At 68.3% G+C, this 20037-nt stretch carries 19 protein-coding genes and 3 pseudogenes; 10 read left to right on the top strand and 12 right to left on the bottom strand.

Annotated features, from left to right (window positions below):
* Positions 1 to 7: 7 nt before the first annotated feature.
* A pseudogene (locus AB0I18_RS23065) lies at positions 8 to 676 on the bottom strand (AMP-binding protein); the annotation flags it as partial.
* 35 nt (positions 677 to 711) lie between these two features.
* Here AB0I18_RS23065 and AB0I18_RS23060 point away from each other — a divergent pair.
* The 3 genes from AB0I18_RS23060 (at position 712) to AB0I18_RS23050 (ending at position 3592) form a co-directional block, all read left to right on the top strand.
* Positions 712 to 1647: a hypothetical protein gene (locus tag AB0I18_RS23060; protein ID WP_363107432.1), complete on the top strand. Its 936-nt coding sequence runs from the start codon at positions 712 to 714 to the stop codon at positions 1645 to 1647.
* A gap of 41 nt (positions 1648 to 1688) precedes the next feature.
* The gene (locus tag AB0I18_RS23055) at positions 1689 to 2405 is read left to right on the top strand and encodes a TetR/AcrR family transcriptional regulator C-terminal domain-containing protein (RefSeq protein ID WP_363107431.1); all 717 of its coding nucleotides are present in this window, start codon (positions 1689 to 1691) and stop codon (positions 2403 to 2405) included.
* A gap of 200 nt (positions 2406 to 2605) precedes the next feature.
* Positions 2606 to 3592 carry a helix-turn-helix domain-containing protein gene (locus tag AB0I18_RS23050; protein WP_363107430.1) on the top strand — a complete coding sequence of 329 codons (987 nt, stop codon included), beginning with the start codon at positions 2606 to 2608 and terminating at the stop codon, positions 3590 to 3592.
* 461 nt (positions 3593 to 4053) lie between these two features.
* Here the strand turns inward: AB0I18_RS23050 and AB0I18_RS23045 are convergent, their stop codons facing one another.
* The 3 genes from AB0I18_RS23045 to AB0I18_RS23035 form a co-directional block, all read right to left on the bottom strand.
* A complete protein-coding gene (locus AB0I18_RS23045) occupies positions 4054 to 4197 on the bottom strand; it encodes a hypothetical protein (protein WP_363107429.1) in 144 nt (47 codons plus the stop codon).
* Positions 4198 to 4227: 30 nt separating this feature from the next.
* The gene (locus AB0I18_RS23040; protein WP_363107428.1) at positions 4228 to 4857 is read right to left on the bottom strand and encodes a cupin domain-containing protein; all 630 of its coding nucleotides are present in this window, start codon (positions 4855 to 4857) and stop codon (positions 4228 to 4230) included.
* 148 nt (positions 4858 to 5005) lie between these two features.
* Complete coding sequence (locus AB0I18_RS23035) at positions 5006 to 5650, bottom strand: isochorismatase family protein (protein WP_363107427.1); 645 nt, start codon at positions 5648 to 5650, stop codon at positions 5006 to 5008.
* Between the two features lie 121 nt (positions 5651 to 5771).
* Between AB0I18_RS23035 and AB0I18_RS23030 the strand changes: the two genes are divergently transcribed.
* A complete protein-coding gene (locus AB0I18_RS23030) occupies positions 5772 to 6212 on the top strand; it encodes a helix-turn-helix domain-containing protein (RefSeq protein ID WP_363107426.1) in 441 nt (146 codons plus the stop codon).
* Here AB0I18_RS23030 and AB0I18_RS23025 read toward each other — a convergent pair.
* Entirely contained in the window at positions 6120 to 6995 is an 876-nt protein-coding gene (locus tag AB0I18_RS23025; protein WP_363107425.1) for an aldo/keto reductase family oxidoreductase, read from the bottom strand. The two genes, AB0I18_RS23030 and AB0I18_RS23025, sit on opposite strands and share 93 nt — an antisense overlap.
* A 97-nt stretch (positions 6996 to 7092) precedes the next feature.
* On the opposite strand from AB0I18_RS23025, the gene AB0I18_RS23020 reads away from it, so the two are divergent.
* On the top strand, positions 7093 to 7578 hold the full coding sequence (locus tag AB0I18_RS23020; RefSeq protein ID WP_363107424.1) for a hypothetical protein: 486 nt from the start codon (positions 7093 to 7095) through the stop codon (positions 7576 to 7578).
* Between the two features lie 30 nt (positions 7579 to 7608).
* On the opposite strand, the pseudogene AB0I18_RS23015 reads toward AB0I18_RS23020, so the two are convergent.
* The 6 genes and pseudogenes from AB0I18_RS23015 to AB0I18_RS22990 form a co-directional block, all read right to left on the bottom strand.
* Positions 7609 to 7991 (bottom strand): annotated as a pseudogene (locus AB0I18_RS23015) (transposase); the annotation flags it as partial.
* Between the two features lie 91 nt (positions 7992 to 8082).
* Complete coding sequence (locus AB0I18_RS23010; RefSeq protein WP_363107423.1) at positions 8083 to 8658, bottom strand: SRPBCC family protein; 576 nt, start codon at positions 8656 to 8658, stop codon at positions 8083 to 8085.
* Between the two features lie 361 nt (positions 8659 to 9019).
* Entirely contained in the window at positions 9020 to 9970 is a 951-nt protein-coding gene (locus AB0I18_RS23005) for an alpha/beta hydrolase (RefSeq protein WP_363107422.1), read from the bottom strand.
* 32 nt (positions 9971 to 10002) lie between these two features.
* Complete coding sequence (locus tag AB0I18_RS23000; protein ID WP_363107421.1) at positions 10003 to 10947, bottom strand: NADP-dependent oxidoreductase; 945 nt, start codon at positions 10945 to 10947, stop codon at positions 10003 to 10005.
* 98 nt (positions 10948 to 11045) lie between these two features.
* On the bottom strand, positions 11046 to 11621 hold the full coding sequence (locus AB0I18_RS22995) for an NAD(P)H-dependent oxidoreductase (protein ID WP_363107420.1): 576 nt from the start codon (positions 11619 to 11621) through the stop codon (positions 11046 to 11048).
* A gap of 49 nt (positions 11622 to 11670) precedes the next feature.
* On the bottom strand, positions 11671 to 12081 hold the full coding sequence (locus AB0I18_RS22990) for a cupin domain-containing protein (RefSeq protein WP_363107419.1): 411 nt from the start codon (positions 12079 to 12081) through the stop codon (positions 11671 to 11673).
* A 286-nt stretch (positions 12082 to 12367) separates the two neighbouring features.
* On the opposite strand from AB0I18_RS22990, the gene AB0I18_RS22985 reads away from it, so the two are divergent.
* The 5 genes and pseudogenes from AB0I18_RS22985 to AB0I18_RS22965 all read left to right on the top strand — a co-directional run bounded on the left by AB0I18_RS22985 (position 12368) and on the right by AB0I18_RS22965 (position 18175).
* Positions 12368 to 12871 carry a MarR family transcriptional regulator gene (locus AB0I18_RS22985; RefSeq protein WP_363107418.1) on the top strand — a complete coding sequence of 168 codons (504 nt, stop codon included), beginning with the start codon at positions 12368 to 12370 and terminating at the stop codon, positions 12869 to 12871.
* Between the two features lie 699 nt (positions 12872 to 13570).
* Positions 13571 to 14071: a cupin domain-containing protein gene (locus tag AB0I18_RS22980; protein WP_363107417.1), complete on the top strand. Its 501-nt coding sequence runs from the start codon at positions 13571 to 13573 to the stop codon at positions 14069 to 14071.
* A gap of 302 nt (positions 14072 to 14373) precedes the next feature.
* A complete protein-coding gene (locus AB0I18_RS22975; protein ID WP_363107416.1) occupies positions 14374 to 16482 on the top strand; it encodes an ATP-binding protein in 2109 nt (702 codons plus the stop codon).
* A gap of 109 nt (positions 16483 to 16591) precedes the next feature.
* Positions 16592 to 17238, top strand: a pseudogene (locus tag AB0I18_RS22970) (oxidoreductase); the annotation flags it as partial.
* Positions 17239 to 17506: 268 nt separating this feature from the next.
* The gene (locus tag AB0I18_RS22965; RefSeq protein WP_363107415.1) at positions 17507 to 18175 is read left to right on the top strand and encodes a DUF2637 domain-containing protein; all 669 of its coding nucleotides are present in this window, start codon (positions 17507 to 17509) and stop codon (positions 18173 to 18175) included.
* Between the two features lie 405 nt (positions 18176 to 18580).
* On the opposite strand, the gene AB0I18_RS22960 is transcribed toward AB0I18_RS22965, so the two are convergent.
* The gene (locus AB0I18_RS22960) at positions 18581 to 19996 is read right to left on the bottom strand and encodes a non-reducing end alpha-L-arabinofuranosidase family hydrolase (protein WP_363107414.1); all 1416 of its coding nucleotides are present in this window, start codon (positions 19994 to 19996) and stop codon (positions 18581 to 18583) included.
* Between the last annotated feature and the right edge of the window lie 41 nt (positions 19997 to 20037).

Raw genomic sequence — 20037 nt, 5'->3', positions numbered from 1 at the left:
TGTGGCGCAGGGTGGACAAACCGGCGCGGATCGCGGCGAGTTCGTCGCGTCGATCGATGTCCTTCACGCCGTAGCGGTATCCGGCGGTGGCCAGAAGGATGGTGGGCTCGATCTGAGCGAACCGGTCGATGACACCGCGGGCACCGAATTCCGGTGCGCAGCTTGCCCAGATGGCACCCAGGCTCGCGGTCGCCAGGAACGCCACGAGGGTTTCGGGGATGTTCGGCAGGTAGGCGACGACGCGGTCACCCCTTCCGACACCGAGGCGGCGCAGACCGGTGCGGGCGCGGGCGACCTGGTCGGCCAGTTGCCGCCAGGTCAGCTCCATGGGTCCGCGGGTCTGCGAACGCGCCAGCACCGCCGCGTCGTCGGGCGCGGCTTGCGCTGGACGTAGGGCGTGCTCGGCATAGTTGAGCGTCGCGCCGGGAAACCATTCGGCGCCGGGCATGTCCCGTCGGCCGAGTACCCGGTCGTAGCGAGTGTGCGTACGGACGTTGAAGTGGTCCCAGATCGACGACCAGAAGCCTTCGAGGTCTGTGACCGACCAGTGGTGCAGGTCGTGGTAGCCGGTGAAGGCAAGATCCCGGGTGCGCTCCAGCCAGGTGAGATAGCCACCGATCGCGGTGGCGCGGCGCACGTCGGGAGCCGGTTCGCTCAACAGCTCGGGCTCGTTCATGGGGTGACCTCCGCCTCCGCGAGCCGCTGGAAGGCGTGGGCGTACGCCTGTGCGGCGCGGTCCAGGTCGTTCGTGTCCAGCGCGGTCGACAGGTTGATCATTCCTCGCGGAGTCGTGTAGACGCCGTCGAGGAGCAGCGCCAGGTGCAGGGCGCTGAGCAGGGGGGTGGCGGCGGCCCTGCGGGCCTGTTCGGCGTCGACCGGCGCGGTCGGGGTGAAGTGCACGTTGAGGATGGATCCGGCGCGGGTCACCGTGGCCGGGATTCCGGCCCCGGCCGCCGCTGTGGTGATGGTGTCGGCGAGGCGGCGTGCGGCCCGGTCCAGGCGGCCGATCGCGGGGGCGTCGAGGTGCCGGAGGGTGACGGCACCGGCGGCCGCGGCGGTGAGGTGGCCGTTGAAGGTGCCGGAGTGCGCGAGGCCGCGGTCGGTACTCGCGGCATCGGCGAGGTGGGCTGCGACAAGTGGTACATCTCCGCGGCCGAGGAGCGCTCGCTGCGCGCGGCCGCCCGCGCGCAGCGAGCGAGTGGAGCGGCCGTTCACACCCATGCGGCCCGTTGGCCGGTCGGCCTGCCGCAGTTGGACCTGCTCACCTCCGAGGGAGCCGACCCGGCGCGCGTCGCCATCGGCCACTGCGACACGGTGACCGCCCCCGGCTACGCGGAACAGATCGCCCGCCGTGGCGCGTACGTCGGCGTCGACACGATCAACACCGACCATGCCGGCGAGGTGGACCGCCGGGTACGGATGGTGCTGGATCTCGTGCGGGCCGGGTACATCGACAACATCCTGCTCTCCCACGACGTATGTCTGATCTCGCAGCTCCGCGCCCACGGTGGGGGCGGGTACGGGTTCGTCCACACCCGATTTCGCGAGCAGTTGCTGGCGGCCGGACTCGACGCGGGCGAGTTCGAACACATCACGACGGCGAACCCGGCCCGCCTGCTGTGCTCCTGGCCTGAGCCCGCGGGCTAACGTATCTCCGTCCGCAGCAACCGTGGAGAGAGGGACAACTGATGGGCGAGAGCAGCGGCCGTCGCGGGGGCAGGCAGGCGGCCCGCAATCCGCTGTCGCGTGCGGAGGTGATCGACGCGGCTCTTCGCTATGTGGACCTGCACGGCCTGGACGCGCTCACTATGCGGGCGCTCGCCACGGAAATGGGGGTCTACCCCACGGCGCTGTACTGGCACACCGGCACCAAGGCACAGCTCGTGGCGGCCGTCTCGGCACGGGTGCTGGAGGACATCGTGCTCCCCGCCGACCACGGCATGGCCTGGGACGAGTGGCTGACCGAGGTCGCCCGGCTGTGTCGCCAGGCGATGCACCGGCACCCTAACCTCGCCCCGATCCTGGGCTCCCAGTTGGTGGTGAGCACCACCGCGGTCCCGTTCGCGGAGCGCGTGGTGGGTGTGCTGGAGCGAGCCGGCTTCTCGGGGCGGGACTTGGTCGAGGTGTACAACGCGGTGGTCGGATTCGTGCTCGGCTGGGTGACGCTTGAGCTCTCCAGCGTGCCGGCGGATGTGGAGGAGGGCTGGCAGAAGGAATACGCGGCCCAGCTACGGACGGTGAACCCGAACACTTTCCCGGTCCTGACCCGCAATCTCAGTCTGCTGGAGAACAACGCGTTCCTGGTCCGCTGGGACTCCGGCAGGGACCGGCCCATGGACGGCAGCTTCGAGACCACACTGGAACTGCTGCTCCTGGGGTTGCACGCCAAGCTCACCGCACAGTGATGAGGCGAGCGAGCGTTCGCGGTGAGCGAGCACACCGACACCTCCGGATCCCGGGCACGACCACGTAGTCACCTGGAAGACCTGACGGAGTCCTATTGGGAACTCGGCACGGCAGGCACTTGAACCGCAGCGGCGTCGGGACAGAACATGTACGCCACAAGAAGGCGTCGGAACATCGGACACGAGATGGATCACCGGAGATGAACAGCACTGGATCGGTGACCGACAGGTCGCGCGGGGTGTTCGCCGTGGATTCCAGGGTCCCGGGTGCCGCACCGCGAGGATTCGATGCCTTCCGTCGTGGATGGCAGACGCAGATCGGCGATGTCTTCCCCCTGCCGGCCTTCAGTCCGGGCACGATCGCCGACTTCCGGCTCAAGGGATCCGTCGCCCGGGTGCGCGATGTGGTGATCGCTGATCTCCACATGGCGTCGGCCACCCGGATCGCGGACCCCGCGGGCGGCGATCGGGACCTGGTGGAGATCCACGTATTGCGGCGCGGCGCATGGACGTTGGGCGGCTTGCCCGATCGCGACGAGCACACCGTATCGGCCGGGCAGTTCCTTTTCCGGCACTTCGGGCGGCAGATGCCCTTCGAGACGGCGCCGCACACCACGGCGCAGTTCCTTTTCCTGCCCTCCGCGACGCTCAGATCCCTGCTCGGGAACCGGACTGTCATCGGGCCGGCGGACTCGGCCGAGATGCGCCTGCTGACGGCCCACACGAACATGATCCAGCAGACGGCCACCGACCTCGGCCCGGCCGGTGTGCACGCCGCCCACAGCACCCTGATCGAACTGGCCAAGGCCGTGGCGGTGAGCCGCTTCGACGACGTGGAACCACAGCTGGCTCCCGCACTCACCCGGGCCGCGAAGGACCTCGCCAACGGCCATCTCGCTGATCCCGAGCTGTCCCCGACGATGCTGGCACGCGAGCTCAACGTCTCCGTACGCACCCTGCAGCGGGCATTCGCCACGGTAGGAGAGTCGGTGGCCGCCTACATCCGCCACCGGCGGCTGGAAGAAGCTCGGCTCGCCCTCACCGCGCCATCCGGCCGGTGGAGCATCTCGGAACTCGCCGCCCGCTGGCACTTCGTCGACAGCAGCCACTTCATCCGAGCCTTCAAGAAACACTACGGCCAAACGCCCACCGAATATGCCCGCTCGACCGGATCGGCCGCACGCTGAACGGACCTGAAGCAGGGCCTGACGCATGAACTGACCGATGACGCCGGGAAGTTGACCGTACTGTATTTACCAAATGTCACCACCCCGCAGAACACCACGAGTTAAAGACTTGCCCAGCAACCTCAACCGCCGCAGCGTCAGGACAAGATCGGCGGCGTCGGCCTGGACTGTTCAACCAGGATGACGGCGTTCCACTCCCAGACCGGATCGCTGCACTGTCTGGAGGCCCGTGAATCCGGACATTCCGTGAGAACCTGCCGCCCAGGTATTGATCAGAAACTTATGGGGTTCTGGTTCAGGGCGTAACGGAGGTGTGTGCCGCGCCGTAGGCGAGTCTGCGTCCCGTCGACCTCGGGACCGTGACCCGAATCGTCGAGGAGGCTTGGGCGGGGTCGGCGCCGACCGCTGAGACCCTGGACGGCGTGGTGGGTCGCCCGCGCTGAGCGGGAGGTGGACCGCGTTCAGGGCAGCGGGGTGAGTGCGTCCTCCAGGGCCGCCCGCGCGCCGCGCAGGGCGAGACGGAGCTGGTCCGGTGTACGGCGGATCTGGGCGAGCAGGAGGCCGCCCTGGATTGCGGCCATGGTGAGGTCGGCCAGCTCCGTCACGTCCGCGTCCGGGCGTAGCTCGCCCGACTCCTACATCCGGCGCAGGCCCGCGATGAGGGGTGCTTCCCAGCGTGCGAAGGCGTCCACGAACGCTTGTCGGGCGAGGTCGTCCCGGCCGCTGAGCCGGCTGGCCAACGAGCCGATCGCGCAGCCGCCCACCGCGTCCTGTCGCGTCCCGTTGGCCACGATCGCGTCGAACCAGCGGTCGATGTCGGCCAGTGAGTCGACTTCCAGGAGCAGCGCTTCCTGTGCGGCCAGCACCGTGTCCACGGTGGAATGAACCACGGAGCGGATGAGATCGTCCCGGTCGTCGAAGCCGTCGGGGCGCGGGGTGGTGAGGTCGCGTCCGGCGTGGCGGAACATGCCCTCGATGCCGCCGGGCGTGGCGATCATCAGAAGGTCGGCGCGGTCGGAGGTGATGCGGCAGCCGTGCGGGACGCTGCGGGCCAGGTAGACAATCCCGCCTTCGTGTAGCTCGGGCTCCTCCTCCCCGAACCAGACCAGGGCCGTGCCCTTGATCAGCATGAACGCCTCGTCCTCGCGGGTGTGCAGGTGGAACGGCGGGGCTTCGCCCTTGGCGACATCGAAGCGGCCCACGGTCAGCTTGCCCTCGGTGGTTTTCTTGTCGAGCAGCACGGAGAACGTTCCTCGTCGAGCCATTCGAGCTTCTGTTGCTGCTCGGGCTGCGCCAGATAGGCCATCGTCAGGAGAAGTCCGTTCCTGGAGGTCGGCGGGGAAACTGGTTCCTGAAGGCCGGGGGAGGGCGGGCCCCGCAGAATGGGGCGGGCCGGAACCCGCCCCCAGGGGCTCAGACGGCCGTGGCGGCGCGCTTGCCCAGTTCGAGGGCGTGAAAGAAGGTCCGGGCACTCATGCCCATGGACGGCACGTTCTCCTGCATCAGCCGCATGCGGTGCGGGGCGTCATGGAACTTGGGGTCGAGCTGGAACTCGGCGGCCAGGGAGAACCAGGTGACCGGTACTGCGCCGGCTTGGACCATGCGCTGCACCGCCGCGTTGTGCGCCTCGAGCGAGGGGCTGGCGGAGGCGTCGACGGCCACGTGCACGCGGTAGCCCTCGCGCAGTCCGCCCAGCACCGTCTGCAACACGCATCCGTCCGTGGCGATGCCGCCGACCACCAGGTTCTCCCGGCCTTCCTCCCGGACCGCCTGGGCGAACGACGCGTCCAAAAAGGAGTTGAAGTCGACGGCACGCTCGATGACCGGCTGGTCACCGATGGCCTCCAACAGCTCCGGGTACAGCGGGCCGGACGGCTTGCTCGACTGGCCGTTGGTCACGACCAGACCGCTTTCGTACCACTTCGCCGTCTTCGCCAGGCCCACGACGTTGTCGATGTGTTCAGCGAGGTTGTGGGAGCGCAGAAGGTTTGCGAAACCGACTGCGTAGTCGACGAGAACGACGGTGGTGTTGGCGGGGGTGAGGGGCTCAGGAGTCATGACATGACTTCTTTCTGATCACAGAGGAGGACAGCGACGCGTTGATCGCGCAGCGGTGGGCGGGTTTGTAAGCTTTTTGTCTGGCCAGTCACTCTCTACTCGGGCATGAACTAGTAACCGGATGTGCACTTTCGGTATGGAGGGTCCATCGCCGACAGGGAGCAACACCGCGAGCGGCGAGATCGTCGCAGCCGCACGGGCCGCCTTCTCCGGGCTGGGCTTCGGCAAGACGACCATCCGCGAGGTCGCACGCCGGGCGGGGGTGACGCACGGCCTGGTGATACGGCATTTCGGGTCCAAGGAGCAGTTGTTCCTTGCCGCGGTGCCCAGTCCCCGCACGCGGATGGCACAGGTGGCCGGTGATCTCAAGTCGTTGCCGACGCGCAGCGCCCGGTCATACGTCCGACGCATGACCCTCAGGGGCGGCAACGACTCCTTGTCGCTTGTGGGCCGTTCAGCTACAGGGCATTCAGCGGCCGATGTTGTCCAGCTCGGTCAAGTCCTCATGCGAGAGGGAGAGTCCCGCGCCGACGATGTTCTCGCGCAGGTGCGCTGTCGATGACGTGCCGGGGATGAGCAGGATGTTCGGTGATCGCTGCAGCAGCCAGGCCAGTGCGACGGACATCGGTGTCGCCTTCAATCGAGCGGCGACCGCCGAGAGCGCCGAGGACTGGAGCGGGGTAAAGCCCCCGAGGGGGAAGAAGGGCACGTACGCGACGCCTTCGGTGGCGAGCCGGTCGATGAGCTTGTCGTCGTGGCGGTGGGCGAGGTTGTACATGTTCTGCACGCACACGATCGGCGCGATGCTCTGTGCCTCGGTGACCTGCTCCTCGGTGGCGTTGCTGACCCCGAGGTGGCGGATCAGGCCCTGCTGCTGGAGTTCCACGAGCGTCTCGAACGCCCCGGCGAGCGAGCCGGGCTGGGGACCTTCGGCGTTGCCGAGTCGGAGGTTGACCAGGTCGAGTACGTCGAGCCGGAGGGACTTGAGGTTGTCGTGGACCTGACGGCGCAGGTCTTCGGGTCGCCGGGCCGTGGGCCAGCCACCCTGTTCGTCGCGGGTCGCGCCCACCTTGGTGACGATGTGCAGCGACTCGGGATAGGGGTGCAGTGCCTCGCGGATCAACTCGTTGGTGACGCGCGGCCCGTAGGCGTCGCTGGTATCGATGTGGGTGATACCGAGGTCGACCGCCGCTTCGCGCAGAACGGCCAGGGCGCCCTCGCGATCGGCGGGCGGCCCCATGACCCACGGGCCGGCCAGTTGCATGGCGCCGTAGCCGAACCGGGTGACGGTCAGGTCACCCAGAGTCCAGGTGCCGCCGGGAAGAGAGAGGGAGGGTGTGCTCATGCTGTTGCCTTTCGTCGTGCACTTGGGGGGTGCCCCTATGTGGTTCGTCAAGGGAATCGGGCTGCATCAGAGACGTGAGCCCAGGCAGCATGGCGGTGTGTCTGATCTGCCGTGGGACGACGTCCAGTACTTCTTCGACCTGGATGAGACGGGGACGCTGCCGGACGTGCGCGTCCCTGATACCTCGGTGGAGGACTGGCAGGCGGTTCTCGATCTGATCAGCGCGAGTGGCTGGAAGTGCCAGTACTCCGAGGGCGAGGTCGTGATGCCGGTGCCCCGGGCGGAGGCAGTGCTGTCCCGCCCGGCCGACGCCGAGTGCCCGGACCTGCGGGTCTGGCCGGCAGCCGATGTGCTGGTGATTTTCCGCTTTCACGTGCCGGAGGAGATCGATTTCGATGTTGATCTGCGTGAGTTGCAGGGCCGGCAGCGACTCGATGTGTTCTGTGGCTTTCTGCGGGCGATCGGGCGACGGCTGGGCAAGCCGGTGCTGATGGATCCGGAGGGTGATTGCGGGTATCCGGTTCTCGGGTTCGTTGTTGAAGCCGATCGGGTCGTTCTCCTGGCTGAACGGCCGGTCAGCTGACCGCTGATGCCGACTGTGGTTCGTTGCGTTGAAGGTGCCGTCGCGGAGCATGGCGACGAGCACGTCGGCCCGGCGGCGGGTGAGGCAGAGCAGGGCCTGAGTGTGGTGTTTTCCTTGGGCGATTTTCTTGTCGTAGTAGGCCCGTGATTCCGGGTCGGCCAGGGCGGTGAAGGCGGAGAGGGAGAAGGCCCGTTTCAGCTGTTCGTTGCCGTGGCGGGAGAGCTGTTCACCGCGGATCGAGGAGCTCTGGTCGCCGGAGCCAGGCCCGCGTAGGAGGCCAGGGGGCCGGCGGTGGGGAAGGTGCTGGCGTCGCCGGCGTCGATGAGGATGCGGGCTCCGGTCCTGACTCCGTTTCCTGGCATGAAGATCAGGACCTTCGAAAGAGGGTGGGTATCCAGTAGTTCCTCGATCCTCGTGGCGAAGAGTTTGCGCTGGTCAAGGATGGAAAGCGGCGGCTTCAGGCCACGACTGCACCCTGGATTGTGAAGGGATCGATAACTACGCCTACGAGCGGTTTTCTTCCGATTCGATTACTTGCAGGCACCTCGCGAGGGCGGCCTCCATGTATCGGCGCCACAGGGGAGTGAATGGACCGGCGAGAATCCAGCGACGACCCGGAAGAGGCTTGAATTCGTAGGTCCACCGAATGAGGGTGCCATCGCCGTCGGGATTGAAGTTCCATTCACCTCGAACGCCTGCCGCGAGTCGAGAGAGGATGTTCGTGAATCCCGTCAGCTGATACGCAAAACTAGAGCCTTCCGTATACTCGATCAACTGTTCGTCGGCCTGTGACCCGTCGTCGAACTGCGGGTTCCTGGTGGGACCGACGTGATCCCATGCTTCGGTCTGGTTCGCCACACCTTTGACACCGGGAAAGGGTGCCACCCGGTGGAAAACGCTCGACAGGTCGATGGGAACGATCAATCGGAACGCGTTGGCGGGCGCCACCGAAGTTCGCCGTTGGACTGTGATCGGAACAGTGTTGTCGGTTGAGCTGATAAGGAGGGGTATCGCCTGGACCACTGCGGCCCCCTGAGGCGCGGTCGTTTTCTTCCCAGCGATCGGTTTCTTGTCGGACATCGATGTTCTCCTGTCTTGGTGATGTGAATCCACTGTGAAGCATTAATGAACATGAAATGCTTCGAATGGGAAGCAAGCATATTCGTAACGTGAGTGATCCGACCACCGGCCTGAATATCGAGTGCCTACTTCACCTCCTGACGGCGGTCAGCGGCCTGGCGCAGTACAAGGCTGGACGAGCCCTGCGTGCCGGCGCCGAGGCGCTTCAGGGGCGACGTCGAGGTAGGGACCGCCCGGCATTCCGGCGGGCCCTTTCCTCGCTGAACCAGGGACCGTTCGACGAACGGTTCAAGTTCCGTAGTGCAGTGATATGTGGCTGGAGATGTGGGTTGGTAAGTGACAGCAGGCCGCTGGTCACGGCTCAGATCGACTTGAGCACCCGGACCCGGTCGGCGATGGCACGTCGCGCGACGTCGGTGTCGAAGGCGATGGAGTCGAACTCGTGGGGGGCGCCGGGGTGGAGGTGGAACTCCACCGGCACGCCGGCGCGGCTGAGTTTGGTCGCGTAGGCGGTGTCCTCGTCGCGGAAGACGTCGAGTTGGCCGACCTCGATGTAGGCCGGAGGCAGGCCGGTCGCATCCTCGAGACGGGCGGGAGCCGCCGTGGGCGGGACATCGGGGCCGCCGACGGCCCCACCGAGCAGTGCCGGCCATGCGGTGAGGCTGTCGTCGTAGGACCACAGGAGATAGGGCTCGATGTGGGGGTCGGGTGTGGTGGTGCGGTCGTCGAGCATCGGCATGAGCAGGATCTGCCGGGCTATCTGCGGGCCGCCGCGCTCGCGGGCGAGGATGGTCAGGGCGGCTGCCATGCCGCCTCCGGCGCTGTCGCCCATCACGCCGATGCGGTTGGCGTCGACGTTCAGCTCGGCGGCGTGTTCGTGCAGCCAGCGCAGTGCGGCGTAGGCGTCTTCGAGCGGTGTCGGGAAGGGGTGCTCGGGGGCGCGGCGGTACTCGACCGACAGCATCGGCACGCCGCTGGAGGACACGTAGCGGGAGACCGGGCCGTCGAACAGGTCGATGTGGCCGAAGATGTATCCGCCGCCGTGGAAGAACAGCACGGCCGGGCCGGGCTTGGCGCCGTCCTTGACGTACCAGCGCATTTTGATCTGTGTGCCGTCGTCCGCGGTCGCGTAGTGCTCGTGGGTCGTCACGTCGGCCGGGATCGGCTGCGCGGCTCCCGCGGCGCCGATGATCGGTTCCCACATGGCGCGGCGACCCGCGATGTCGCCCACCGCCGGCGGCTTGGCCTCGGCCATCGCGCCGGCCATCGGGGCCAGCGCCTCGGCGATCTCGGGATCCAGGGACAGTGTCACGGTCGTTTCCTTTCGAGGCCGGCCGGTCGGTGTCAGGCGGCGGGCGCGACGATGACGGCCTTGCCGTGCAGCTCGCCCGTGGCGGCCCGGGCGTGGACTGCCGGCAGCTCCGCCAGCGGCACTCGCTGCGCGACGTCGACGCGCAGCTCGCCGGAGTCGATCAGTGCCACCAGCCGCGACAGCTGGTCGGCGTCGCTGCGGACGAACAGGTCGATGCCGCGCACGCCGCGCTGTTCGTCGCTGGGTGCGGGCATCCACACCGTGGTGTTCACCAGTACCCCACCGGGACGGATCAGGGCGGGCAGCGCGGCCAGCTGCGCCGGGTCGATCGGCGCGAGGTTGAGCACGACGTCGACCGGCTCGGTCACCTTCTCGGTCACCTCGGCGGTGGTGTGATCGATGATCTCGTCGGCGCCCGCCGTCTTGACCTGCTGGCTGCTGCGCGGGCCGGCGGTGGCTATCACGTACGCGCCGGCGTTCTTGGCCAGCTGCACGGCGTAGCCGCCGACCGCTCCGCCCGCGCCGTTGATCAGCACGCGCTGACCCGCCGTCAGCTTGGCGTGGTCGAACAGCGCCTGGTACGCGGTCAGGCTCACCAGCGGCAGCGCAGCGGCGTCGGCCAGCGGGACGCTCTTCGGCGCCGCCGCGAGGATCTCGGATGGGGCGATGACGTACTGCGCTGCGGCGCCGGGCTTGTCCATCGGCAGGAAGCCGACAACCTGGTCGCCGACCGCGATGCCGTCGACGCCCTCGCCCAGCGCGTCGACCGTGCCGGCGACGTCGAGGCCGGGAGTGTGCGGCAGCACCACCGGGATGGGGCCTTGCATGAAGCCGCCGCGGATGTTGCCGTCGACGGAGTTGAACGACGTCGCGGCGACGCGGATCCGGACCTCACCGGCCCCGGGGACGGGCTGCTCCACGTCCTCGTAGCTCAGGACGTCGGGGTCGCCGTACTCGTGGAAACGTACTGCCTTCATTTCGGTTCTCGCCTTCACTGCGATCGATGTTGCTTCGAATTCGAAGCAACTATTGATGACGGTACCTCTGCTTCGAATTCGAAGCAAGTGTTTGTCGGTCACTGCCGGTGCGAGCTCATCGCCACGGCGAGTTCGGCGGCGGCCTGGTCGATGCACGCGCGCAGCCGCGCCGCGTCGCTGCGCGCCGTGGCCTGCCAGTCGGCGGGGTCGGCGACAACGATTGTGGGCACGGGTTCGGCGTGCACGGCGGTCAGGTGTCTGCGCATCACCTGCGTGAGGTCGGGCGGCTGCCGGCGGGAGCCGCTGTTGAGCGCCAGCAGCACCGGCATGCCGGAGAGGATTCCGTCCCCGAAGACGGCGAAGAACGAGTCGAATACCTCGCTCGGGGATGCGGCGAGCACCGGGGTCGCCACCACGAGCCCGTCGGCCGCCACGACCGCCGCGATCGCCTCCCGCAGGTCGAGGCTGGCGCGGCGCTGGGCAATGTGTTGAGCGAGGTCCGGCGCCAGCCGGTGCAGCTCCAGCACCTCCACCTCGGCGCGCGCACCTCCGGCCGCCAGTGACCGGCACACAGCCTCCGCCACCCAGTCCGCGAGCCGGCGAGTCGGACGCGGATGGCCGGCACCGGCGCTCACCACAGCCAAGGACACCGGACTCCACGCGGCGGTGCTCATCTCGGCATCGTGTTCTCGGCTTCTTCCCCGCGGCCGGGCTGTGGTGCCGTCACCGGGGAGGGCCGAGGACGACGTTGCCGGACAGTTCCGCGGCTTCGGCAAGCAGCTGAGCGGAGATCTCGAAGCCCTCCGGGCGCGGCTCGCGAAGGTCACGGCCCGCGTGGCGGAACATCTTCTCCAGCCCTCCGGGGGTCGAGATGAACAGCAGGTCCGCCTTCTTTGAAGTGATGCGGTAGCCGTGCGGAATGCGCCGGGGCAGGATGCCGCCCTCCCGCAACTCGTACTCCTCCTCGCCGGCCCACACCAGCGCCGAACCGGACAGCAGCAGGAAGACCACATCCTCGTTGTTGTGCACGTGCAACGGCGGCGCCTCGGCGTCGAGCAGGGCACTGAAGACACTCCCGCCGATCCACTCGAGCTGCTGCTGGTCCTCACGTTGCGCGAGATTGGAGATACTCATGGCCGGTCCTCGGGATCCGTGGGCGGCGGCGCCGTCCTCCCTTCCGCAACCCTGCGCCGCACCGCTGCCCGATCTCCACCTTCTGCGGTGCTCACTCGGGCCCAACACTGCCCACACCGTGCGCTCGCGAGGCCACCACATCGGACCGGTGAGACCCTCGCCTCCGCCCAGTCCCTCCGCCCGGGATGGCACCGGAACTCACGGAAAAGTGCAGTTCCAACTCCGCCGAGGTGGCTGGAACGGCGACACTCCACACTCTTCGAATTCGAAGCAGTAGACTCCGGACATGCCTGATTCACCGCCGTCGCTCGACCGTGTGCAACTCGGCGCCTACTTCGACCTCGTCGAGGTGGCCAGCCTGCTCCGGCATGCGGTCGAGCAGCAGCTGCGCGAGACCGGTGATCTCAGCTATGTGCAGTTCCAGCTGCTGGCCCGCCTCGGAGACTCGCCGACGGGCAGCCACCGCATGACCGACCTCGCCGACGGCGTCGTCTACAGCCGCAGCGGCCTGACGTACCAGGTAGGTCTCCTCGAGAAGGAGGGCCTGGTCGTCCGCGCTCCCTCGCTGGACGACGAGCGGAGCATCACCGTCACCATCACCGATGCCGGGCGTGAGCTGCTTGCGAAGGTGCTGCCGGGGCATGTCGAGGTGGTCAGCGGCCTGTTGTTCGAGCCGCTTTCACGCGACGACGTCAAGGCTCTCGCGAGCCTGCTGGCGCCGGTACGCGACCATATGCGCTCGACACCGCCCCGCTCGGCCACGCCTCGCCGCCGCAAAGGCGGATCATAAGGACTCGACAGGCGTCGGAGCCCCGCAGACCGCAGCGGAACAGGACAGGGCGAGACGCCGGGCTGGCCGCGGCAGTCGCCGGTCAACCGGGAGGGGGAAGCCGAGGCGTCAGGTTGGTCGGCGGGCGAACTGGGCGGGTGTTTCTTGAATGCGCGGATGAAGTGGCTGCTGTCGGTGAAGTGCCGGCGCGCGGCGGCTCCGTAGACAGCCAAGGGCGAAGAGCCCAGAGCTCGTTGGCAGCGGTGTGCTGCGGGGTCACCCAGCGCATCGTTCCGTGGAAGCCGTCGATCGTGGAAGCGCTGAATTCCGGCAGGGGGTACAGGTCCCCAAGCGGTGTTCCATGTGTCGATGAACGGCTCCCCCGTCCCCCGGCCGGTGCCGATGGAGTCGGCGTCGACGGTGAACGTGCCCGTCCTGTCGCCCGGGCGGAGGGAACGCGCCCTGCTGCTCGTGTGTCCTCCGCGCCGACGAAGATGTCGCCGCAATCCCATCCGGTGTCGCAGACGTACACGCTTACTACGCAGAGCCGTTCCTACTCTTGGCTGCACTTCAACCGTCAACAACCAACCGCCCGCGGGTGCACCCAACGGAACCATGGGCCTTGCACGCCGACACCGCAGGCGCTCTGCCCAGCGGCAAGGTCGTCGTCGCGCCAGTCGACCGACTGCCACTTGACCGACATCTGAGGAGACGACCGCGATGATCCCCGACGACGATCCGTCCCGCTCGCTGACCGTCGCGAACCCCGACGACCCCGGCACGACGTACATCTCTCTGGTGGGCAACACGTACGCCATGCTGGTCACCGGCGAGCAGACCAATGGCCAATACTGCCTGATCGACATGCGCATCCCCGACGGCGGCGGCCCGCCGCCGCACCGGCACGACTTCGAGGAGATGTTCACGATCCTCGAAGGCGAGATCGAGTTCACCTTCCGCGGCGAGAAGCACACCGTAGGGGCCGGGTCCACGATCAACATCCCGGCCAACGCCCCGCACAACTTCCGCAACGCCTCGGGTGCGCCGGCCCGCATGCTGTGCATGTGCACCCCCGCAGGCCAGGACGAGTACTTCACGCGCATCGGCGATGCCGTCGCGGGCAAGGACGCACCGCCGCCACAACTGTCGGAGAACGAGCTCGCGGAACGCCGCCGTCGCGCGGCCGAGCTGGCCTCGACCTACCGAAGCGAGTTCCTGTAGCCCGCAGGGGCCGGCCAGCCCGGCCGTCGGCCAAAGCCCACCGAGCCTGGGCGCCCTTCGACAGCTCGACCTCATCCAGGACTCGGCCGGGCCCGGTCCCGCTCCGGTCATGGATGTGACCGGGCTGAGCGGTGTGACTGGCGAGGTGTGATCGTGCCAATGACGCCGGGCCGCGCCGAGTTCTGGGGTCGCCATGCCCCTGAGCGTGCCAGGAGAGGCAATTGCCTCTCCTGGCACTGGACTGGCTATCTCCACGAAAATGGTTCGCTTTGACCATCCGTCTCCTGTCCGACCGTGGAGGTATGACGGAAACCAGAGAGGGGCTTGGATTGGGAGCGGTGGGCTTGGCGGGCCGGCTGGCGCAGGCTCGAGCCGGTGCGCTGGTGGGCAGGGAGCCGGAGCGGGCGGTGCTCGACCGGATGCTCTCGGGCGCGGCGGACGCTCCGCTCGTGGCGTACATGCACGGCCCCGGCGGCATCGGCAAGTCCTCGCTGGTGCGCTACGCCGCCCGGAAGGCCGAGCTCACCGGCCGCCGCGTGGTGCACGTGGACGGACGGTTCCTCGACGCCGATCCGCGCCGACTCGAGGAGACTGCGGCCCCGGCGTGTGCCGAACCCGGTGCGGTGCTGCTCATCGACACCTTCGAGCAGTGCCAGCCCCTCGAGGCATGGCTGCGCGAGACCTTTCTGCTGCGGCTCGCCGACCACGCGATCGTGGTGGTAGCCAGCAGGGTCGCCCCCGACGCCGAATGGTCGCTGGACCCTGGGTGGGCGCAGTTGTTCACCGCACTGGCCGTGCGGCCGCTCGACGCCGCTCAGTCCCACGCCCTGCTCGCTGCCCGGGGTGTCCCCGCAGAGCAGCGCGGCGCCTTCGTTGCCTTCGCCGGAGGCAGCCCGCTCGCCCTCTCGCTGGCCGCCTCCGTCCCGGCCGCACCCGGCGCACCGTGGGAGCCGACCGGCGACGTCCTGAGGACCCTCGTCGAGCGGCTGGTGGGCGACCTGCCCAGCGCCGTCCACCGGCGCGCCCTCGAGGTGGTCGCGCAGGCCTACGTCACCCGCGAACCCCTGCTGCGCGCATTGCTGGGCGACGAGGAAACCGACAAGGTGTTCTCCTGGCTGCGCCGGCTGCCCTACATCGAGGCCACACCCGAAGGGCTGCACCCGCACGACGCGGTGCGGGCGACCCTCGAGGCCGACCTGCGCTGGCGGGACCCCGAGCGCTACGACGACGTCCGCGCCCGCATATCGCTCGCCGGCCTGCAGGCCGTGCGCGGCGCCGCCGAGGACGACGTGCTGCTGCGGGTCGCGGAGTGGATGTTCCTCTTCCGCAACCAGGGCGGGCCGGATGATCTGTACAACTACCGAACGCACCCGCACATCGAAGACACTCCGCTCCGGGCCGAAGACGTCCCCGGTGTGCTGCGCATGGCAGAGGAAGCGGAGGGGCCGGCATCAGCGGCAGCGGTCGCGCACTGGGTGCGCCGCCAACCGGAGGCCTTCCGCGTCCATCGCTATGCGGGCTCCTCCGCACCAGCGTCATTCATGGCCATTCTGCGGCTGGACGCACCACTGCCCGAGGATTGCGCTGAGGACCCGGTAATCGCGGCAGTCTGGGACCTTGTGGAGGAGGCCGCTCCCCTGGGGCCGGGCGAGCACTTGGGCATCCGCCGCTTCGCGGTGCAACCCGGCGGGAACCAGAGGCCCTCGCCCCTGATGGAGCTCACCAGCCGGCGCACCATCGGCGAGGAGATGCGGACCCACAAACGCGCGGTGACCTTCACCGTCTTCGAAGACGCCGACCGGTGGGGGCCCTACCTCGCCGAGGCCGGGATGCCGGAGGTCGCGGCCGTGGACGTCGACGGGAGGCAACAGCACGTCTTCGGCCGGGACTGGCGACGGCAAACAGTGGAACAGTGGGTGCAACACCGGGCCCGCACCGCGGTCATGCCCGTAGCAACATGGCCCGCAACTGCCGCCGCGAGGGACCCGGGCGACCAGCCGGCGCGCGCCGTGTTCGCGGAAGGCGTGCTCGAGACACTGCGCACCTGGCACACCCCCCGCGAATTCGCCACCAGCGTCCTGCTGTACTCCCATCTCGTGCCGCCGGGCTCACCCGACCCGGCCGCGGACCTGCGCGGCGCCATCATCACCGCCCTCGACGCGCTGCAGATCGATCCCGCGGGCGTCAAAGCGCACGAGGCTCTCACCGCCACCTACATCACGGCCTCCCGCACCCATAAGGCCGCCGCCCGGCGACTCGGGGTTCCCTACGGCACCTACCGTCGCCACCTCGCCCTGGCCAAGGAACGCCTCATCGAACAACTGCTGCGACAACCAACCACGACAATCACCCCGACCCCGCACCCTCGCGAAAGCTCCGCCACACCAGCCTGTGTGGGGTCTGTCCAGTGAACGGCCCTGTCTCACTTTCGGTGGTGACGGAGCGTGCTGCTATCCGAGGAGGATGCGGTGGCGAAGCAGGGTGAAGCCTGCTCGTCCGTGCATCTGGCGGCGATCCGCTCCGGAGTCGGACCACGTGGTGTCCGTGTACGTCACCGGTCGGCACCTCGACAAACTCTCCGCCCGCGCGGGCCAGTTCCGCATCTGGCGGTTCCCCGGGCACAACCAATGGTGGCTGGCCAACCCTTCTCCCTGCCGGCGGCGCCGGACGGACGGGGGCTGCGCCTCACAGCGAAGGCGGCCGGTAGCACCAGCGCCGGCCTGCGTAACGTCCCGGTCGGGAGCCGCGCCTTCGTCGAGGGTCCGTACGGGGCGTTCACCTCGCTGCACCGGACCCGACCCGGCGTCCTGCTGATCGCCGGCGGCGTGGGGATCACGCCCGTGCGGGCGATGCTGGAGGAGCAGGCGGCCGGTGACGTCGTCGTGCTGTACCGGGTTCGCAGCGAGGCCGACGCCGTGCTGCTGAACGAGGTGCGCCACCTGGTCGCGCTCCGGGGCGGACGGTTGCACCTGATCACCGGCAGGACCGCGGAGGGCGGCGACCCGCCGTTCGCCCCCGGCAGCCTGCACCGGCTGGTCCCCGATGTCACCGAACGCGACGTGTACGTCTGCGGCCCGCCCGCCATGACCAGGGCCGTGCTCGCCGGCCTGCGAGACCTGCGGGTCCCCGCGCGACAGGTGCACGCCGAGAGGTTCGGCCTGGCCTGAACCGGAAGGGGCCCGACGTCCAGACCGGCGCGTAGAGACCCGCTGCAGGCCGACCAGTACCCGTCGCTCAAGCAAAACGGCCCCGGACGAGGAGCCCAAGGTCGAACAGAGCGCCTCCCTGGGGGAGAAACCCCAGGTCGGAAGGGTAATGTGGGGTGCCCAAGGCGGGGCCACATGCAGATAGTTGCAGGGCTGACCAGCGGTTTCTTGTTGTGCGGCTGGTGGTCGAGGGGCGGTTTCGTCCTGCGGCGTGGGATGGGTCGGTGTGATGGGCGACTCGGACGTGGGGTCTGCCCGGGGCGAAGGTCCGCTCCGGACAGCGAGGGGCGGGTCGCCTGATCTTGATGCGTGGCTGCGGTGTGGCTGTGCGCTGGTGGTGGCGGGGGTTGCGGCGTATGCCTCGTACGTTCATCAGCGGGATTTCGCTCTGCAGGGTGGCGCGGATGAGGTGAGCGCGTCGTTGTGGCCGCTTTCGGTGGACGGTTTGCTGCTGCTGGCGACGGTCGGTCTGCTGAAGCCGTCCGGGGGCGGTGGCCGGCGGGCACGATTCGCCGTGTGGCTGGCCTTTCTGTTGGGGATCGTGGTGTCCCTGGCGGCCAATATTGCGGCCGCGCCGTCGCTGGCCTGGAAGCCGGTGCTGGTCGCCGGGTGGCCGCCGGTCGCGCTGCTGCTGTCGGTGGAGCTGCTGGCGCACCGGCCCGCCGTGCGAGCGAAGGCTGAGCTCGGCGCTGGAGATCATGGTGAGGGCGATGCCGGCCGTGATCGCACCCAGGATGACCAACTGCTGGAGCGTGCCCGGCTCGTGGACGCGTGTCACCGGGATCTGCATCAGCGCCCGGTCTCGGCTGAGTCCCTGCGCAAGGAATTGCGGATTGGTGCGGACCGGTCGAGGCAGTTGGTGGCGCTGGTGCGTGCGAGCCGTAATGGCGGTGTCTGAGAGTGAGTGCCGACGCCTCAAGACTGTCTTGACAACCTCCGATTGCGCTCGTTTGGAGGGATTTTCTCGCGGGGCCCGCAGCGAAGAGTTGCAGTAGCCGAGGGGCGGTGGCTGGTTCCGGTGGGTGTTGGGTGAGGGGCGATGGGTGGGTAGCCCGGAGGCGATTCAGGTATGGGCTGCGTCGCGGTGTACGGACGGAGCAGGATCGCGCCGCGGCCGCAGTGACCCCTCTTCGGCTTCGGGCTCGGGGACGGTTTCCACGAAAGAGAGGAACCCCAGCCGACGCGCGGCTGGGGTTCCTCAAGGCGATCAGTATCGGTCAGCAGTGGAGTTGCCCACGCGGTGAACAGCTCGTCCACGCGTCGGCGGACCGCACCCCATCGCGATCACCGTGGATCAGGCGGGTCAGCGCTGCAGGGTGAGCAGACCCGGCCGGTACGGCAGGCTCATGTAGCCGGTGTTCGGCGGGATGTCCTTGAGGAGGCCCTGGTAGAGGAACTGCAGGTTGCAGGGATCGATGGTCATGGTCTGGTCGGGGTTGTCGCGGACCAGGTCACCGTGGCTGACGCCCTGGGCCCAGGTGGAACCGCTGTTGGCGCTGCCCGCGAAGGGGCTGCTCTCGCTGCCGGCCTGGACGGTCCACGGACCGTCCAGGCTGGAGGCGGTGAACGAGCGGAAGTAGCGGTCCGTACCCGACGCCTCAACGATCATGAGGTACTGGTTCTGGCCCTTGACCTTGTAGACCTCCGGCGCCTCGAACAGAAGTTTCTCCGTGTCACTCATGACCGTCGTGTACGACGAGCCGAAGCTGCTGGGGAAGTTCTCGAGCGGCATGCTCGTCCGGTAGATATTGCCGTTGTCACCGGCGAAGAACAGGTACATGTTCTGGTCGTCGGCGATCAGGGTCGCGTCGAGCGGGGCGTCGTCCTTGTTCGGATCGGGGTTCGGGGGGAGGGTGCCGGTGAACAGCGACTGCGGGGCGGACCAGCCGTTGGGGTTGGTGGGGTCGCTGGACGTGCTGTAGAGGAACGCCGGCCACTGGTACACCATCACCCAGATGTTCTTGGTTGAGAGGTAGAACAGTTCGGGCGCCACCGCGGTGTGGTTCGTCTTGGTCTGGGTGGCCGCCCCCATGTCCGACCAGTTCGTGAAGGGACTGAACATCGTCGAGCCCCACCCACCTGCGTTGGCGGTGGTCGCGTAGACCAGGTTCTTGCCGTTGTACTTCACGGTGGTGAAGTCCTTCAGCGCGAGCTGCCCGTTCGCCGGCTCCGCCAGCGGACCCGACGAGGTCCACCGGTAGGTCGACGGAAGAGCACACGTGCCGCCCGTCGCGGACAGACCGGTCCACTTCTGGTTGGTGCCGCCGTGGCACGACCAGATCTGCACCGCCGTGCCGTTGGCCTTACCCCAGCCTGAGACCTCCAGGCACAGCCCGGACTGCACGCCGACGACCGTGCTGTCGGCGTTCACCCGCCACTGCTGGTTCGCACCGCCGTTGCAGGTGCGGATCTGCACCCGGGTCCCGGACGTGGTGGCGCTGCCCGGGACCTCCAGGCACTTGTTGCCGTACACGGTCAGCTGGTTGTTGTCCGTCGACGTCCACTGCTGGTTGATTCCGCCGTGGCAGTCCCAGATATGCACGTTCGCGCCGTCGGTCTGGCTGAAGCCCTCCACGTCGAGACACCGGCCGGAATCAACGCCACGCAACTCGCCGCTGCTGGCCGCCTGAGCCGGGTTGACGACGAGCATCGTCGCCAGCGCGGCCAGAGCCGCGAGCACCACAGACAGCTGCCTGCGGCCGAAACTTCTTCTGCGCATGTGGACCTCTTCGTCCTTGAGCAAGCAGCTCCGGCTTGCCC

It is taken from the genome of Streptomyces sp. NPDC050704 (assembly GCF_040654355.1).
Taxonomy (GTDB): domain Bacteria; phylum Actinomycetota; class Actinomycetes; order Streptomycetales; family Streptomycetaceae; genus Streptomyces.
The sequence above is the reverse complement of the archived record's forward strand: the minus strand, read 5'-3'. Positions and strand labels throughout refer to the sequence as shown.

Bases quoted from the DNA above. Each gene is read 5' to 3' on its own strand.
- AB0I18_RS23055 (WP_363107431.1), top strand. From the start codon at position 1,689: ATGGGCGAGAGCAGCGGCCGTCGCGGGGGCAGGCAGGCGGCCCGCAAT.
- AB0I18_RS23050 (WP_363107430.1), top strand. From the start codon at position 2,606: ATGAACAGCACTGGATCGGTGACCGACAGGTCGCGCGGGGTGTTCGCC.
- AB0I18_RS23040 (WP_363107428.1), bottom strand. From the start codon at position 4,857: ATGGCTCGACGAGGAACGTTCTCCGTGCTGCTCGACAAGAAAACCACC.
- AB0I18_RS23035 (WP_363107427.1), bottom strand. From the start codon at position 5,650: ATGACTCCTGAGCCCCTCACCCCCGCCAACACCACCGTCGTTCTCGTC.
- AB0I18_RS23030 (WP_363107426.1), top strand. From the start codon at position 5,772: ATGTGCACTTTCGGTATGGAGGGTCCATCGCCGACAGGGAGCAACACC.
- AB0I18_RS23025 (WP_363107425.1), bottom strand. From the start codon at position 6,995: ATGAGCACACCCTCCCTCTCTCTTCCCGGCGGCACCTGGACTCTGGGT.
- AB0I18_RS23010 (WP_363107423.1), bottom strand. From the start codon at position 8,658: ATGTCCGACAAGAAACCGATCGCTGGGAAGAAAACGACCGCGCCTCAG.
- AB0I18_RS23000 (WP_363107421.1), bottom strand. From the start codon at position 10,947: ATGAAGGCAGTACGTTTCCACGAGTACGGCGACCCCGACGTCCTGAGC.
- AB0I18_RS22995 (WP_363107420.1), bottom strand. From the start codon at position 11,621: ATGAGCACCGCCGCGTGGAGTCCGGTGTCCTTGGCTGTGGTGAGCGCC.
- AB0I18_RS22990 (WP_363107419.1), bottom strand. From the start codon at position 12,081: ATGAGTATCTCCAATCTCGCGCAACGTGAGGACCAGCAGCAGCTCGAG.
- AB0I18_RS22985 (WP_363107418.1), top strand. From the start codon at position 12,368: ATGCCTGATTCACCGCCGTCGCTCGACCGTGTGCAACTCGGCGCCTAC.
- AB0I18_RS22980 (WP_363107417.1), top strand. From the start codon at position 13,571: ATGATCCCCGACGACGATCCGTCCCGCTCGCTGACCGTCGCGAACCCC.
- AB0I18_RS22975 (WP_363107416.1), top strand. From the start codon at position 14,374: ATGACGGAAACCAGAGAGGGGCTTGGATTGGGAGCGGTGGGCTTGGCG.
- AB0I18_RS22965 (WP_363107415.1), top strand. From the start codon at position 17,507: ATGGGCGACTCGGACGTGGGGTCTGCCCGGGGCGAAGGTCCGCTCCGG.
- AB0I18_RS22960 (WP_363107414.1), bottom strand. From the start codon at position 19,996: ATGCGCAGAAGAAGTTTCGGCCGCAGGCAGCTGTCTGTGGTGCTCGCG.